The sequence below is a fragment of the Micromonospora sp. WMMD1120 genome, assembly GCF_029626235.1.
GTDB lineage: Bacteria > Actinomycetota > Actinomycetes > Mycobacteriales > Micromonosporaceae > Micromonospora.
In genome coordinates this window covers 5249873-5265613 of sequence record NZ_JARUBO010000005.1, presented here as the reverse complement: position 1 = coordinate 5265613, position 15741 = coordinate 5249873, and the positions used below count along the sequence as shown (strand labels likewise).

The following is a 15741-nucleotide window of genomic DNA, read 5'->3' as shown; positions in this document are numbered from 1 at the left end:
TTGTGGACATTCTGGATCATCGACGTCTGTCGTAGGCTGTAGCGGCTCGCGCATCGCTACGGGGACGATGAGGAGACGCCGGTGCCCACGTCTGGAACAGCTCACCCGCCGACCGACCGACCGGCGTTGGCCGCCCTCTCCCGACGACGCGTGCTGGGCATGGGTGCGGCGGCCGGCGGCGCGGTGCTCGTCGGCACCGCCGAGGCGGCGCAGGCCGCCCCGGGTGCCCCGAAGCGGGCGCTGCGGGCTCCGGTGCTGGTCCCCGGCGACCGGGTCCGGGTGGTGTCGCCCGGCGGCACCCCCAACCCGACGAACATGTCCCGTGGCATCGAGATCCTGCGAGGCTGGGGGCTGGAGGTCGAGTTGGGCGAGCACGTCTACGCCAGGTACGGCTACCTGGCCGGCACCGACGCCCAGCGCCTGGCCGACCTCGACGCGGCGTTCAACGACCCGGGGGTCCGTGCCGTCTTCGCCGCCCGGGGCGGTTACGGCACCCAGCGGATCGTCGACCGGCTCGACGTCTCCGGCGTCCGGCGTGACCCCCGGGTGGTCGTCGGCTTCAGCGACATCACCAGCATCCACGGCAAGCTCTGGCGGGACACCGGCCTGGTCACCTTCTACGGCCCGATGGTCAACTGGAGCGACACGCGTACCGGCCCGGAGTCGGCCGAGTCGCTGCGCCGGGCTGTGATGACCACCGGGCCCGTGACGATCACCAGGGACCCGGCCGAGACCGCCGCCCCCGTGCTGGTGCCCGGGCGCGCGTCGGGGCCCCTGCTGGGCGGCTGCCTGACGATGCTGTCCACCTCGCTCGGCGCTGGTGACGTGCCGAGGTTCGACGGCGCGATCCTGTTCTTCGAGGACGTGGACGAGGCGCCGTACAGCATCGACCGGATGCTGACCGAGCTACGCCGGGTGGGCGTGCTGTCCCGGGTCGCCGGGGTGGTCGTCGGTCAGATCACCAACAGCGTCGGCGGGGCCGGCGAGTGGGACGCGGCGGCGGTGCTCACCGACCGCCTGTCCGACCTGGGCGTGCCGGTTCTGGGTGGGCTCCGGCTGGGGCACGGCGCCGGGCAGCTCACCGTGCCGCTCGGCGCGCGGGCCACGATCGACGCCGAGGCCGGGACGCTGACCGTGGAGGCCGGCGTCCGACCGCGCTGATCCGCCGCGCGCCGGCGACGTGGGGCGGTGGTCAGCCGCGCGGGGTGGGCACCCCGAAGAGGTCGGTGATGCCGCCGGGCAACTGGGCGAGCAGGTCGCGCCGGTCGTCGTCGTCGAGCGCCTCGGCGACGGTACGCAGCACCGCCTGGGCGTGTTGCCGTACCTGGTCGGCGTTCGCGACCTGTTCCCGGTCGCCGACGTGCTTCAGGAACTCGCCGATGTCCCACCGGCGGCCCTGCGGGTTACGGGTGATCGACCCGTTCAGGGGGTCGGGCAGTTGTGCCGCGAGGTTGTCGGCCTCCTGTCCGGCGAGCCGTTCGCCGAGCACCGACAGGACGGCCTGCACGGACCGTACGGCCTCGTTCTCCCCGAGGCCGGCGCGCTGCCGGACCGTGGCGATCATCTGCTCGTACTCCATGACCCGCTCCCTCCGTCTCCGCGGCGGGCCGTGCGGCCTGCCGGCGGACGAACCGGGCGAGTTCCCCGGGTCCCCGGCCACAAACGGGGTGGATCAGCGAACCGGGCGTTCCGCTATCGAACGGACAGGGCCTCGGGCGGTGGGTCGTCGCGCAGACGGCTGTAGAGGTAGCCGTCGCGCCACTGACCGGCCCGGAACTCGCAGGCCCGGATGACGCCCTCGAGCTGGAAACCGGCCTTCACCAGCGAACGCTGCTCGGCCACGTTCTCCGGGTGGGTGCCGGCCTGGATACGCTGTGCCGGGGTGTGCTGGAACAGGTAGTCGCAGAGCAACGCCTGCGCCCGCCAGCCGATGCCCCGCCCTCGCCACTGCGGCAGCAGGACGATGCCGATCTCCCAGTACGACGCCCGCCCGGCGTAGCGCTGCGCGCGGTAGCTGACGATGCCGGCGGCGGCGACCCGCTCCTGTTCGACCTCGACGATCAGCCGTGTGTCGTCGTCGCTGAGGTAGCCGTCGGCGGCGAACCGCCGGGCGGGCTCCGCCGCGTCGGTGAAGCCTCCCCAGTCCGGTCCGATCAGGCCCGGCTCGGTGCGGAACCGCCGGAATATCACCAGGTCGGGCTCGGCGACCGGCCGTAGCCTGATGGTGAGGTCCGCGGTCACGCGCACCGATGTGTCGGCACCGTTCATGGTCGACATGGTAGCCACGACGCCGCGACCGTCGCCGGGCCGCGGCGGAGAGCTGCCGCCCCGGTCAGACCTTGAGCAGCACCTTCGTGCAGTCGTCCTGCTTCTTCTGGAAGATCTTGTAGCCCTTCGGGGCGTCCCGCAGCGGCATCCGGTGGCTGACGACGAAGCTCGGGTCGATCTCGCCGCGCTGGATGCGCTCCAGCAGCGGCCGGGTGTAGCGCTGCACGTGACACTGCCCGGTCCGCATGATCAGCGAGCGGTTCATGAACGCGCCCATCGGGAACTTGTCGACGAAGCCGCCGTACGCGCCGACGACCGAGACCACTCCCCCGGAGCGGCAGGCGAGGATGGCCTGCCGCAGGGCGAACGGCCGTTCCGTCTCGATCCGGGCGGCCTGCTTGGCCCGGTCGTACGCGTACATGGCGGTGTTGCCGTGGTGGCTCTCCAGGCCGACCGCGTCGATGCACGCGTCCGGTCCCCGGCCGGCGGTCATCTCGTTGAGTGTGTCCAGCACGTCGGCCTGCTCGTAGTTGATCGTCTCGGCGCCGATGTGCTCCTCGACCAGCCGCAGCCGGTACGGGTACCGGTCGATGACGATCACCCGCTCGGCGCCGAGCAGCCGGGCGCTGGCGGCGGCGAACAGCCCGACCGGCCCGGCGCCCCAGACCGCGATCACCTGACCGGGTGTGATGTCGCACATCTCGGCGCCCATGTACCCGGTGGGGAACACGTCGGCGAGCATGACGGCCTGGTCGTCGGTGACCTCGTCGGGCAGTTTCACCGGGCCGATGTCGGCGAACGGCACCCGGGCGTACTCGGCCTGACCACCGGCGTAGCCGCCGAGCAGGTGGGAGTAGCCGAAGATGCCGGCCGGCGAGTGCCCCATGATCTTCTCGGCGATGCCGGCGTTGGGGTTGGAGTTCTCGCAGACCGAGTAGAGGCCGCGTTGGCAGGAGGAGCAGTGCCCGCAGGCGATCGGGAACGGCACCACCACCCGGTCGCCGGGTTTGAGGTTGCGGACCTCCGGGCCCACCTCCACCACCTCGCCCATGAACTCGTGGCCGAGGATGTCGCCCTTGCGCATGGCCGGGATGTAACCGTGGTAGAGGTGCAGGTCGGAGCCGCAGATCGCGGTGGTGCTGACCCGGACGATCGCGTCCCGGGCGTTCATGATCCTCGGGTCCGGCACGTCGATCACCTTGACGCTGTCGGCGCCCATCCAGGCCGTGGCCTTCATTCGCGGGTCCTCTCGGGAGTTCGGGCGGTCAGCGGCGCGACGCCGGCAGCGGCTGGGCCGGGCGCTGCATGGCCTGTTGGCGTACGGAGATGCCGCTGGGGCTGCCCTCGGACCGGACCACCTCGCCGGTCTCCAGCACCTGCTTGAACCGGCGCAGGTCGTCCCGGACCTGCTGCTCGGGCTCCTCGCCGAAGATCTTCGCCACCGCCCGTCCGAGCGCGCCGGCCGGCGGCGCGTAGCGCAGCTCGACCCGGACCTCGGTGCCCCGGTCGCCGGGCGCGGGCACGAACCGGACCCGCCCGGCGTTGGGCACCCGGGTCCCGGGCAGCGAGCGCCAGGTGACGGACCTGTTCGGCTGGTCGTCGATGATCTCGGCGTCCCACTCGACGCGGTGGCCGGCCGGGCCTCGGGCGATCCAGTGCGAACGGCGCAGGTCGTCGGCGCGTACGGACTCCAGGTGGGCCATGAACCGGGGCAGGTTCTCCATGTCCCGCCAGAACCGGTACGCCTCGGCGGGCGACCGGTTCACCGTCACCGCGACCTCCATCCGGATCACCCGGGCGCGGGCCCGGCGGGCCTGCCCGACGCGGACGGCGGCCAGCACGTCGACGGCGGTGATGCCGGCGACCGCGAGGGTGGTCAGGGCGACCCTGCGGCGGCGTGCACCGGAGCGGTCGGCGAGGGCCCGGCCGAGCAGTGTGAGGTCGGCCGCGTCACCGGCCACCCGGGCCCACGCCCAGCCGGCTGGGCGTCGCCCGCTGAGCAGGCCGGCGGCGGTGGCCAACTCGCGCGCGCCGACGGCCGGGAGCGCCGCCCGCGCCGCCGGTGAGTCGTCCACTCCGGTCATCCGCGCGACGGGTCCCGGCGCGACCAGCGTGCCCACGCCGAGGGCCAGGCTCAGCAGGCCGAGCGCGCTCGGCAGCATCGCCGGCACCGGCCCGTCCAGTTCGGGCAGGAGCACAGTCTCGACACGGCTCATGTCCGGTTCCTTCCGTGCGCGGTCCGCCGGGGTACGGGCGGATCGGCGGCGCTCTACCGCCTTCGTGACGCTATGCGGTAGCGGTGACCCGTGCGCCCGGTTCAGGCATAACGCCCGACGCGCACCGAGAGCGGCACATTGCGCCTCGGGGTGAGCGTCGGCAACACGACATTGACCGATTTGGATCAGCGGTCGCCCGATACCGTCGGCCCACACCATCGCGCCGCCGGAAGGACCACGCCCGTGAGCCGTGCACTCCTGCGCCACCTGACCGCCAACGTCACCGCCGGACTGCTCGTCGCGACGGCCGCCGCGCCGGCCGTCGCGCGTACCCCCGGGCCGGTGTCCACCGGCACCGTCCGCACCGTGGTGCGCGACGCGGCGACCGGCGCGCCGGTCCCCCGGGTCTGCGCCGCGCTCGTCCCGGTGGACGCCGCGGCCCTGACCGCGGTCACCCTCGGTGAGGACCAGCTCGGCCGGGGTGGGGGTTGCTCCGACGACCAGGGCGTCCTGGTGACCAGCGAGGTCGTCCCCGGCGGGTACCGGCTGCTGATCAACGCCATCTACCCACCGGGCTACGGCTGGCAGTGGGTCGGCCGGCACGGCGGCACCGGTGAGCGCGAGCGGGCCCACGTGGTCCAGGTCCGCTCCGGTACGGTGACCAGCGCGCCGACCGTCCGACTCGACCCGGCGGGCACCGTCGTCGGGGTGGTGACCGACGCGGCGACCGGCGCGCCGGTGCCGCGCGCGCGGGTGATGGTCGTGCCCTACGTGCCGGACCCGAAGAACGACGACCACGGCCCCATGACCGACGAGGAGGGCCGTTACACGATCACCGGCCTCGGCCCGTACCACTGGCCGGTCCAGTTCGCCGCCGACGGGCTGGCCACCGTGTGGTCCGGTGGGACGGCCACCCGGGCGCAGGCGCGGACGGTGCGGGTCCGCGCCGGGCAGATCGCGACCCTGAACCAGGCGCTGCCCGCCGGCACGCCGTTGACCGGGGCGGTACGGGTCGACGAGCTGATCACCTACGCCCAGGTGGTCGCGTTCGACGCGGCCACCGGTGACCTGACCGGGGTGGCCGAGGTGGGCGACGGGTACACGCTGCGCCTGCTCCCCGGGCAGCGGGTGCGGCTGCGCTGCGACTGCGCGTACACCCCGCCGGTGTGGCACCGCGACGCCACCAGCTTCGACAGCGCGACCACGGTGCGGGTCGGACGCACGCCGGCGGTGGTGGACTTCGACCTGAGATGACCCCTCAGGAAGACGGTTCCGGCGCGTTAGCCGCCCCCCGGATCGGGTAGCCGAGACGCGCTTCTACCAGCGGCCGGGGGGTGCGATGACGGCGACGAACGCATTCTTCGACCGGTTGACCGTCGCCGGGCGGAACCCGATGTTCAGCAAGGTCTGTGGGAGCGTGCGCTTCGACATCAGCGACGGAGACCATCTGGAGCAGTGGCTCCTGGAGATCGATCACGGCCGGATGCGGGTGACGAGGAGCGACGCACCGGCCGGCACTGTCATCCGCGTCTCCGCCCCGGTGGCGGACGCGATGGCACGCGGTGAGGTGAACGGCCTGGCGGCGATCACCCGGGGCGAGATCCTGGTCGACGGTGACCTGGGCCTGGCGCTGCGACTCGGACGACTGTTCCCGCGCTCGGCCGAGGCGGCGGAGCGGGACGGGACACCCGACCCGGCGAGCCGCAACGACGGGCCGGGGACGCGATGAGGGACATCGAGGGCACCGTCGCGTGCATCGACGGGAACACCTTCATGGTGTCCGACGCCAGTGGCGACGTGGAGTCGTCCCCGGCCACCCCGGTCGGCCTGTTCGCCGCCGACAGCCGTTTCCTGTCCCGCTGGCGGCTCACCGTCAACGGCGAGTGCATGACCGCCCTGTCCGTGGACGACAGCCAGTACTACGAGGTCACGTTCTTCGTGGTGCCGGGCGCGGCGGTGGACTACGTGCAGGCCGACGTGTCGGCGATCCGGCGGCGGCGGATCGGCCCGGACCTGACCGAGTCGCTGACCATCTTCAACTACGGCGAACGGTTCATGGACCTCGACATCCGACTGGAGGTCGCCGCCGACTTCGCCGACATCTTCGACATCAAGTTCGACGTCACCGACAAGGTGGGCAGCCGCTACACCCACGTCGGCCCGAACGAGCTGCGGCTGGGTTACCGGCGCGCCACCTACCACCGGGAGGTGGTGGTGTCGGCGAGCGAGCCCGCCGAGTTCGGCCCCGACGGCCTGCGGTTCGCCATCCGGCTCAACCCCGGTGAGCAGTGGTCCACCCGGTTACAGGCCGACATGCTGGCGCTGCGACCGGACGGCGTCGACCTGCGCGCCGCCCTGCGCGCCCAGCGGCCACGGGAGGACACGCTGCCGAGGAGCCTGCGGGAGTGGGTCGCGGCGGCCCCGACGCTGGACACCGAGAGCGTCGCCCTGCACCAGGTCTACCGGCGCAGCCTGGTGGACCTGGCGGCGCTGCGCTTCGCTCCGCTGTCGCTCGGCGGCGCGACGGTGCCGGCGGCCGGGCTGCCGTGGTTCATGACCCTCTTCGGTCGCGACAGTCTGCTGACCTGCCTGCAGACCCTGCCGGTCACCCCGTCGTTGGCCCCGCCGACGCTGCGCATCCTCGCCTCGTTGCAGGGCGCGCGGCGCGACGACGTGCTGGAGGAGGACCCGGGCCGGATCCTGCACGAGCTGCGCTACGGGGAGTCGGCCGCGTTCGAGGAGCAGCCGCACTCGCCGTACTACGGCACCGTGGACGCCTCACCGCTGTTCGTGGTGCTGCTCGACGAGTACGAGCGGTGGAGCGGCGACACCGCGTTGGTGAGGGAGTTGGAGCAGGAGGCCCGCGCGGCCCTGGACTGGATCGACACGTACGCCGACCTCCAGGCCACCGGCTACATCTGGTACCGGCGGCGCAACCGCGCGACCGGTCTGGACAACCAGTGCTGGAAGGACTCCTGGGACAGCATCTCCTACGTCGACGGCCGGTTGCCGGGGTTCCCGAGGGCCACCTGCGAAACCCAGGGGTACGCGTACGACGCGAAGATCCGCGGTGCGCGGCTGGCGCGTACGGTCTGGGGCGACGACGCGTACGCCGAGCGGCTGGAGCAGGAGGCGGCGGCCCTGCACGAGCGCTTCAATCGGGACTTCTGGTTGGAGGAGCAGGGCTTCTACGCCCTCGCGCTCGACCACGACGGCACCCCCGTGGACAGCCTGTCCTCCAACATCGGGCACCTGTTGTGGAGCGGCATCGTGCCGCCGGAGCGGGCGCCCCGGGTGGTGGAGCACCTGATGAGTCCGGCGCTCTTCTCCGGCTGGGGGGTGCGGACGTTCGCCGAGGGCCAGCGCCGCTTCAACCCGCTCGGCTACCACAACGGCACGGTCTGGCCGTTCGACAACTCGTTCATCGCCTGGGGCCTGCGCCGGTACGGGTTCGCCGCCGAGGCGGGCCGCATCGCGGCGGGCATCCTCTCCGCCGCCACCTACTTCGAGGGTCGGCTGCCCGAGGCGTTCGGGGGCTTCGACCGCGAGACCACCCGGTTCCCGGTCCGCTACCCGACGGCCGGCAGCCCGCAGGCGTGGTCCAGCGGGGCGTCGATCCTGCTGATCCGCACCATGCTCGGGCTCAACCCGCACGAGGACCACCTGGCCGTGGACCCGGCGCTGCCGCCCACCTTCGAACGGATGGCGCTGCTGGACATCCCGGGCCGCTGGGGCAGGGTCGACGCGTTCGCCCGCCGCCGCCCCGACCAGAGGTAGCGACGTCAGTGCCCCCAGTGGCGGATCATCAGGGCCGCGAGCCCGGCGGCGCGGCCTCGCGCAGCCGGAGGACGTACGTCGCGGTCAGCGCGACGACACGATCCCGGTCCCTGGTCAGCTCGGTGAGGGCCCGGGAGGCGGCGTCTCCGGGGATGTCCGCGAGCGCCTGGGCCAACCGTCGACGCGCCGGCGGTGTCACCGTCCGGTCAGCGAGGCGACCGACGAGGTCGGCGGTGATCCGGTCCGCCAGCGCCGGGTCCCGGGCCAGGGCGCTCAGCGCGTCGGCCGCGTCGACGTCGTTCGCCTCCTCGACCACCGTGTCGACGAGTGTCGGAACCGCCCCGGTCCCGCCCCGCGCGCCGAGCGCCACCGCCGCGTACCGGCGTACCCCGATGTCGGGGTGGGTGAGGGCCTCGCGCAGCAGGCCGGTCGCCGCGTCGTGCGGAATCTCGGCGACCGTCTCGACGGCGCGGCGGCGCACCGCCGCCTCCGGCGACCGCAGGCCCTCCGCGAGCAGGGCCACGCCGCTGTCGCCGGAGGGCGCCAACGCCCAGCGTAGGGCACCGGCGACGTTCGGGTCGGCCTCGGCCAGCACCGCCTCGACCAGGGCCTCCACCGGGACCTTGGCCGCCGACGACAGGGCCGCGCGCTGCCGGCGGCCGGCGCTCTCCGACCCCAGCCCGCGCAGCAGCGCGACCGTCTCCAGGACCTCCGCCCAGTCGGCCGGCTCCGCCGCGCCGATCCGACGCAGCCGGTTGAGCAGCTCCGTCTCGGCGGCGATCCGGTCTTGTGTCTGCCGGATCAGGTCGTCGACCAACCCGGACGGGCTGAATCCCGGGTCGTCGAGCGCCCGCCTGACCTCGCGCAGCGACAGCCCCAGCGACCGCAGGCTCTCGATCTGGAAGATCAGCCGGATGTCCTCGGCGGTGTACTCGCGGTAGCCGGTGCTGGTCCGACCGGTCGGCCGGACCAGCCCGAGCGAGTCGTAGTGCCGCAGCATCCGGGCGCTCACCCCGGACCGCTGTGCCACCTCGCCGATCAGCACGGGATCACCCGCTCGCCGCCGCCGGCCCGAGGGCGACCACGCGGGTGGCCTCGTCGCTGCCGTACGCGAACCCGGCGTCCGGGTCCTGCCACAGCCGGTCGGTGGCGACCGCGTGCGCGCGCACCGCCGGGTCACCGTCGGTGATCGCCGCCCGCAGCACCGGCGCCGCCCCCTCGCCGAGCGCGATCAGCGCCCGGCTCAGGCTCAGCCGCGTCTCGCGGTCGCCGCGCCCGAGCTGCGTCGCCAGCACGCCGGCCAGTTCGGCCGCCGCGTCGGCGGGCGCCAGGACGACCGCCGCCCGCCAGGCGCTCCGCGCCACCTCGGGGTCGGCGTCGGTGAGCAGCGCCCGCGTGATGGCCGGCCACGCCCGCCGGTCGCCGATCTTGGACAACGTGTGCAGCGCCTGGCTGCGGGCCTGCGCGCGCTCCGCGCGCAGCTCGCCGACCAACCTGGGGACCGTCCGTTGCGCCGGGTGGCGGGTCAGGGCCCAGGTGAGCATTTCGCGTACGGAGAAGTCGGGCTCGACCGCGCACCGGGCGACGAGCGGGTCGACCCAGCGCGGGTCCGGGGCGGTGCCGACGGCCAGGGCCGCCCGCAGTCGCACCGACGGGTCCGGGTGCTCCAGCCCCTGGAGAGTCTTCGTGGTGTTGGTGTCCTGGTGTGGACCGGTCATCGAACTCACCTCCTCGAACCCCAGTGAAGACCTTGTCACTGTGTCAAGGTCAAGGGGCGGGAAGGGGGCGAGACGCAACCGGCCTGGCTCGTGGCGCTGTCCTGGGCCGCGCTCGCGGTGGGGTTCGTCAGCCGCCGTGGCCATCGCCGTCCTCTTCCGGTACGTCGGCACGCCCGGACACCTGGTCAGGAGAATCTGGCGGGCGTTGTCCACGGTCGTCACCGTCGGACTGCTGACCATCACCGCCTTCGAGCTGGCGCTGTTCGCGTGGCTGACGGTCGCGCACCGCTTCGCAGAACATCAGGCCGTTCGGCCGCACGTACGGCAGTGGTCACGGCGCGCCACGGCCGGACGCCGCGTTCCGGCCGGCCAGCGGCCCCGCCGTTTAGGGTGCGTCAATGGTCGACCGTCGCCAGGTGATGAACTTCCGGGTCCGGGCCCAGCAGCTCGACCGGGGCGCGGGCACGCCCGCCGACACCGCCATCCTGGACATCGGGGTGCAGAACACCGGACCCGAGGCGGCTCGGTGGGCGCTGGCCCTGCGCGGAGTCGACGGGAGGGCGGTGACCGGCACCGAAATGGTCCTGCTGTGGACCGTACGGGGCGCCCCCCATCTCTACCGCCGGGCCGACGTCGGGCGGGTGGCCGCCGCCGTCGAGCCCTTCTCCGACGCCGACGCGGGCAAGCGCATCTACGACGCCTCCCGGCCGCTGAAGGCCGCCGGCATCGGCAATCTCGCCGCCCTCGACGAGATCGCCGTCCACATGCGGGCCATCGTCGACGCGCCGACGGTCAAGGGAGACGTGTCGGCTCGCCTGGCCGCCGCGCTGCCCGAGCCGTACCTGCGGTTCTGCCGCCCGTGCGACGCCACCCACCTCTACGAGATGCCGTTCCGGCTCGCCGCCGTACGGGCCGGGCTGGAACTGCGGCTCGACACCTCACCGCCGATCCTGGAGCCCATCGCCGGGTTCCGAAGGGCTTCCGCCGCGGACGACCGGTTCGATCTCGTCCGCGCGTACCTCCGGCTGCTCGGTCCGGCCACCCCGAAGCACGTGGCCGACTATCTCGACGCCCCGGTGAAGGACGTGAAGGCGCACTGGCCCGACGACGTGGCCGGGGTGACCGTCGACGGCGAGGCGCGATCACTGCTGGCCGCCGACGAGGAGGCGCTGGCGTCGGCCGACGGGGCGGTCACCCGCCTGCTCGGCCCGTACGACCTGTTCCTCCAGGCCAAGGACCGTACGACGCTGGTTCCGGACGCCGCCCGCGGCACGGAGTTGTGGCCGGTGCTGGGTCGGCCCGGCGCCGTCCTGGTCGACGGCGAGGTGGTCGGCACCTGGCGCCCCCGCAAGTCCGGCAGGGCGTTCACGGTCGTCGTGCGGCAGTGGCGGAGCCTGTCGGGCGCCACCCGCAGGGCCATCACCGACCAGGCCGAACTCCTGGCCGCGCACCGCGGCGTCACCCTCACCGGCGTGGAGGTCGCCGGCTAGCGCAGCCCGGCGTCGACGCCCCGGGCAAGCAGCCCAGCCCGCCAACGACAAAGGCAGGGAGACGACTCCCTGCCACTTCTAACGTATATCGCACCCGGGGGCTTGCGGCAATACCCCGGTCCTGGCGCAGAATCGGCGGCCGGACCAGCGCCGACAAGGTAACGGGGGCACGACGTGGGTGTGTTGTCGACGGACGAGGGCTACGGCCTCGTACCGCTGGTGGATCTTCGGGGGGTCGACGCGACGCAGGTGTCATCCGTCGGCGGAAAGGCCGCGCACCTGGGTGAGCTGTCGCGGATCGACGGCATCCGGGTCCCGGCCGGGTTCTGCGTGACGACCGCCGCCTTCCGCCGGGTCGTGGCCGACGTGCCGTCGATCGACGACCGGCTCGACCGGCTGTCCCGCCTCGATCCCGGCGACCGGGACGCGGTCCGGGTGCTCAGCGCGGAGATCCGCAGCAGCATCGAGCAGGCCCCCGTCCCCGACGAGCTGGCCGGCGCGATCACCCGCGCTGTCGCCTCGTACGGCGAACAGGCCGCGTACGCGGTGCGCTCCAGCGCCACGGCGGAGGACACGCCGACGGCCTCCTTCGCGGGGCAGCAGGACACCTACCTGAACGTGGTGGGAGCGGAGGCGGTGCTGCGGCACGTCAGCCGCTGCTGGGCGTCGCTGTTCACCGAGCGGGCCGTCGTCTACCGGCTGCGCAACGGCGTCGACCACCGGGCTGCGCAGATGGCCGTCGTGGTCCAGCGGATGGTCGTCCCGGAGGCGGCCGGCATCCTGTTCACCGCCGACCCGGTCACCGGCAACCGCAGGGTCGCGACGGTGGACGCCAGCTTCGGCCTCGGCGAGGCCCTGGTGTCCGGCCTGGTGAACCCGGACGTGTTCACCGTCCGCGACGGGGAGGTCGTCGCCGCCACGGTGGCCGTCAAGCAGCGCGCCGTCGCCGCCGTGCCCGGTGGCGGGACCCGGGAGGTGGCGATCGACGGGCGGCGGCAGGAGCAGCCGGCGCTGACGCACGAGCAGGTCGTCCGGCTGGTGCGGCTCGGGCGCCGGGTCGAGGCGCGGTTCGGCCGCCCGCAGGACATCGAGTGGTGCCTGGTCGACGACGAGTTCCAGATCGTGCAGAGCCGACCCATCACCACGCTGTTCCCGGTCCCCCAGGCCGGTGACCAGGAGTACCACGTCTACCTCTCGGTCGGCCACCAGCAGATGATGACCGACGCCATGCGGCCGCTGGGCATCTCGATGTGGCAGTTGACGGCCATGGCCCCGATGCTGGAGGCCGGCGGGCGGTTGTTCGTCGACGCCACCGGGCTGCTCGCCTCGCCCACGGGCCGCGTCGGCTTCCTGGACATGGTCGACACGTCCGATCCGTTGATGGCGGACGCGTTACGGACGCTGCTCGACCGTCCCGACGTCATTCCGACGAACACCGGCGACGGTGGTCCCGCACGGCTGCCGACCGACGCCCCGTCGATCGCCACCGACCCGGCCATCGTGGCCGACCTGATCGAGCGCAACGAGGCGTCCGTCGCCGCCCTGCGCCGCGACATCGCCACGGTGCGCGGTCCGGCGCTGTTCGACTTCCTGCGGGACGCCTTCGAGGAGCACAAACGGGTCCTCGCCGAGCCGCTGAACATGCAGGCGATCATGGCCGGCATGCAGGCCACCTGGTGGCTCAACGACCGGCTGCGTGAGTGGCTGGGCGAGAAGAACGCCGCTGACACCCTCACCCTGTCCGCCCCCGGCAACATCACCTCGGAGATGGGGTTGGCGCTGCTCGACGTCGCCGACGTGATCCGTCCCCATCCGGAGGTGGTGGCGTTCCTGGCCGGCGTCGAGGACGACGGTTTCCTCGACGAGCTGCCGAAACTCCCCGGCGGCGTCGAGGCGCGCGACGCCATCGAGGCGTACCTGGACCGGTACGGCATGCGCTGCGTCGGCGAGATCGACATCACCAGGCCACGGTGGAGCGAACACCCCCGCACGCTCGTGCCCGTGCTCCTCGACAACGTGCGACTCTTCGAGCCGGGCGCGGCGCGCCGGCGCTTCGCGGAGGGAGAGCAGCGGGCGCGGCAGAAGGCGCGGGAGGTGCTGGCCGGCCTGCGGGCGCTGCCGGACGGCGAGCAGAAGGCCGCCGAGACCGAGCGGATGATCGACCGGGTACGGACCTTCATCGGCTACCGCGAGTACCCGAAGTACGGCATCGTCAGCCGCTATCTCGTCTACAAGCAGGCCCTGCTGGCCGAGGCCGAGCGCCTGGTGCGGGCCGGAGCGCTCACCGAACTCGACGACGTCTTCTACCTCACCTTCGACGAGTTCGAGGAGGTCGTGCGCACCCGGCGTGTCGACGACGAGCTGGTCCGGCAGCGCCGGGAGGCGTTCCGCGCGTACCAGGCGCTCACGCCACCCCGGGTGCTGACCTCGGACGGCGAGGCGGTCACCGGGGCGTACCGGCGCGACGACGTGCCGGCCGGCGCGCTGGTCGGGATGCCGGTGTCCGCCGGGACGGTCGAAGGACGGGCCCGGGTGATCGTGGACATGGCCCAGGCCGACCTGGAAGCGGGTGACATCCTCGTCACGGCCCACACGGACCCGAGCTGGACACCCCTGTTCGTCGGCATCGCCGGCCTGGTGACGGAGGTCGGCGGGTTGATGACGCACGGCGCGGTGATCGCCCGCGAGTACGGGTTGCCGGCCGTGGTCAGCGTGCTCGACGCCACCCGGCTGATCCAGGACGGGCAGCGGATCCGCGTGCACGGCAGCGACGGGTACGTCGAGATCCTGTCCGGGCCGCCGCAGGTGGTTTGATCAGGTGCGCTTGACCAGACACGGCCACGCCTGCACGAGGCTGGAGAACGGCGACCACATCCAGGGCAACCAGTGGCGGGAAGCTGGTCTGGTCGACTGTCGGCATCAACCGGAACCACCGATCTCAGCGGGAGGACACCATGGGTCTGATCCACATCGAGCTGTTCGCGACCCTCGACCTGGTCGCGCAGTCACCCGGCGGTCCCGAGGAGGACCCGGCGGGCTTCACGTTCGGTGGTTGGCAGGCGCCCCTGCTCGACGATGTCGCCGGGGAGCAGGTCGCCGCCGCGTACGAGGGCACCGACGCGCTCCTGCTCGGCCGGCGCACCTACGACATCTTCGCCGCCTACTGGCCGCACCAGGAGGGTGGCCAGGACGACGCCATCGCCACGCTCTTCAACAGCGTCCCGAAGTACGTGGCGTCCCGTGGCGAACCCGACCTCTCCTGGGCCGGGTCCCGCCACCTCGGCCCGGACCTGGCCAGCGCGGTGCGTGAGATCCGGAACCGGCACGAGCACATCAAGGTCGTCGGGAGCCTGAACCTGGTGCAGACCCTGCTGCGCGAGAGGCTGTTCGACCGTCTCGACCTGTGGGTGCACCCGATCGTCCTGGGTGTCGGCAAGAAGGTCTTCGACGGTGGCGAGGTGCCGACCAACCTCACCCTCCTCGAACCGCCGGTCGCCAGCCCGAAGGGCACCGTCTACCTGCGGTACGGACTCGCTGATGGCACCCCTGCGACGGGCGACATGAGCGCGCCCGACCGCGGCGCCTGACCGGCGCCGTCTTGATTGACTCGGCTTCCTGGACGTCGGGGCGTCCTTCGCACCGGGATATCGCGCTTTCCTGAAAGCCGAGTTGATCAACGGGGCCGCACCCGGAGACGCGGCAGGCCGCCGGCCCGGGTGGGCCGGTTGGCCCCGCCGTGGACCGTCGCCGAGGCGTTCGCCTGGGTGGCGACCGCGTTCACGTCGACAGCGCCGCCGGCTCGGCGCTCACCGGTCCGGTGGCGGCGAACGGCGTACGCCACGGCCTGGCGCTCGCGCCCGCCGCGGCGTTGCTCAGCACGGTCATCATGGTTACCGTCAGCACGAAAACGACTCGCGCGAAATTGGCCGAAGTCGAGCGCAGCGGATGCGCGGAACAGTTTGGCCTGTCGCACATTACCGTTTTCCACGGTTGAGAAAGTCACAAGCTTCCGGCACCGTCGTCCCAGCACTTCGCGACCGGAGCCGGCGGACGTTCGCCCGGCTGACAATGCCGCGCAACCATCCGTACCGGCTGGGCACTTAAGGAGAACTTAAGGAAAAAGCATCTCGGAAACTGTTATTCGACGCCGCCGGACCGGCCACCAGGGACGTCCGAAATGGCCTCCTTAATTCTTCCTCCACGAGTTGATGCGAATCCCCCGACCCGCCCATAATTCACCTCGCCATCAGCTCTGCCGTCGAAAAGACAAAG

At 72.5% G+C, this 15741-nt stretch carries 14 protein-coding genes; 7 read left to right on the top strand and 7 right to left on the bottom strand.

Translation table 11 applies throughout. From position 1 onward, the window contains the following. Nucleotides 1–81 precede the first annotated feature (81 nt). Entirely contained in the window at nucleotides 82–1161 is a 1080-nt protein-coding gene (locus tag O7634_RS24175; RefSeq protein ID WP_278152418.1) for an LD-carboxypeptidase, read from the top strand. A 31-nt stretch (nucleotides 1162–1192) separates the two neighbouring features. On the opposite strand, the gene O7634_RS24170 is transcribed toward O7634_RS24175, so the two are convergent. From O7634_RS24170 to O7634_RS24155, 4 genes are all read right to left on the bottom strand, one after another. Further along, entirely contained in the window at nucleotides 1193–1579 is a 387-nt protein-coding gene (locus tag O7634_RS24170) for a DUF2267 domain-containing protein (protein ID WP_278152417.1), read from the bottom strand. A 113-nt stretch (nucleotides 1580–1692) separates the two neighbouring features. Further along, on the bottom strand, nucleotides 1693–2268 hold the full coding sequence (locus O7634_RS24165; protein WP_278152416.1) for a GNAT family protein: 576 nt from the start codon (nucleotides 2266–2268) through the stop codon (nucleotides 1693–1695). A gap of 64 nt (nucleotides 2269–2332) precedes the next feature. Beyond that, complete coding sequence (locus tag O7634_RS24160) at nucleotides 2333–3505, bottom strand: zinc-dependent alcohol dehydrogenase (protein ID WP_278152415.1); 1173 nt, start codon at nucleotides 3503–3505, stop codon at nucleotides 2333–2335. Between the two features lie 28 nt (nucleotides 3506–3533). Further along, a complete protein-coding gene (locus tag O7634_RS24155; RefSeq protein ID WP_278152414.1) occupies nucleotides 3534–4484 on the bottom strand; it encodes an SRPBCC family protein in 951 nt (316 codons plus the stop codon). A gap of 243 nt (nucleotides 4485–4727) precedes the next feature. Here O7634_RS24155 and O7634_RS24150 point away from each other — a divergent pair, with 243 nt between their 5' ends. The 3 genes from O7634_RS24150 (at nucleotide 4728) to O7634_RS24140 (ending at nucleotide 8261) form a co-directional block, all read left to right on the top strand. Next, a complete protein-coding gene (locus tag O7634_RS24150) occupies nucleotides 4728–5738 on the top strand; it encodes a carboxypeptidase regulatory-like domain-containing protein (RefSeq protein WP_278152413.1) in 1011 nt (336 codons plus the stop codon). Nucleotides 5739–5823: 85 nt separating this feature from the next. Then, nucleotides 5824–6213 carry an SCP2 sterol-binding domain-containing protein gene (locus O7634_RS24145; protein ID WP_278152412.1) on the top strand — a complete coding sequence of 130 codons (390 nt, stop codon included), beginning with the start codon at nucleotides 5824–5826 and terminating at the stop codon, nucleotides 6211–6213. Continuing rightward, complete coding sequence (locus O7634_RS24140) at nucleotides 6210–8261, top strand: glycogen debranching N-terminal domain-containing protein (protein ID WP_278152411.1); 2052 nt, start codon at nucleotides 6210–6212, stop codon at nucleotides 8259–8261. The genes O7634_RS24145 and O7634_RS24140 overlap by 4 nt, the downstream gene beginning before the upstream one ends. 28 nt (nucleotides 8262–8289) lie before the next feature. On the opposite strand, the gene O7634_RS24135 is transcribed toward O7634_RS24140, so the two are convergent. The 3 genes from O7634_RS24135 to O7634_RS24125 form a co-directional block, all read right to left on the bottom strand. Then, nucleotides 8290–9306, bottom strand: a complete 1017-nt coding sequence (locus O7634_RS24135) for a MerR family transcriptional regulator (protein ID WP_278152410.1) — start codon at nucleotides 9304–9306, stop codon at nucleotides 8290–8292. Between the two features lie 4 nt (nucleotides 9307–9310). Beyond that, nucleotides 9311–9979 (bottom strand): HEAT repeat domain-containing protein, encoded by a 669-nt coding sequence (locus tag O7634_RS24130; RefSeq protein ID WP_278152409.1) that lies wholly within the window; start codon nucleotides 9977–9979, stop codon nucleotides 9311–9313. 127 nt (nucleotides 9980–10106) lie between these two features. Next, nucleotides 10107–10298, bottom strand: coding sequence for a hypothetical protein (locus O7634_RS24125; protein ID WP_278152408.1), 192 nt, complete (start codon nucleotides 10296–10298; stop codon nucleotides 10107–10109). Nucleotides 10299–10377: 79 nt separating this feature from the next. Between O7634_RS24125 and O7634_RS24120 the strand changes: the two genes are divergently transcribed. From O7634_RS24120 to O7634_RS24110, 3 genes are all read left to right on the top strand, one after another. Beyond that, on the top strand, nucleotides 10378–11469 hold the full coding sequence (locus tag O7634_RS24120) for a winged helix DNA-binding domain-containing protein (protein WP_278152407.1): 1092 nt from the start codon (nucleotides 10378–10380) through the stop codon (nucleotides 11467–11469). A 183-nt stretch (nucleotides 11470–11652) separates the two neighbouring features. After that, complete coding sequence (rph, locus tag O7634_RS24115) at nucleotides 11653–14283, top strand: rifamycin-inactivating phosphotransferase (RefSeq protein ID WP_278152406.1); 2631 nt, start codon at nucleotides 11653–11655, stop codon at nucleotides 14281–14283. A 140-nt stretch (nucleotides 14284–14423) separates the two neighbouring features. After that, the gene (locus O7634_RS24110; protein WP_278152405.1) at nucleotides 14424–15056 is read left to right on the top strand and encodes a dihydrofolate reductase family protein; all 633 of its coding nucleotides are present in this window, start codon (nucleotides 14424–14426) and stop codon (nucleotides 15054–15056) included. Nucleotides 15057–15741 lie beyond the last annotated feature (685 nt).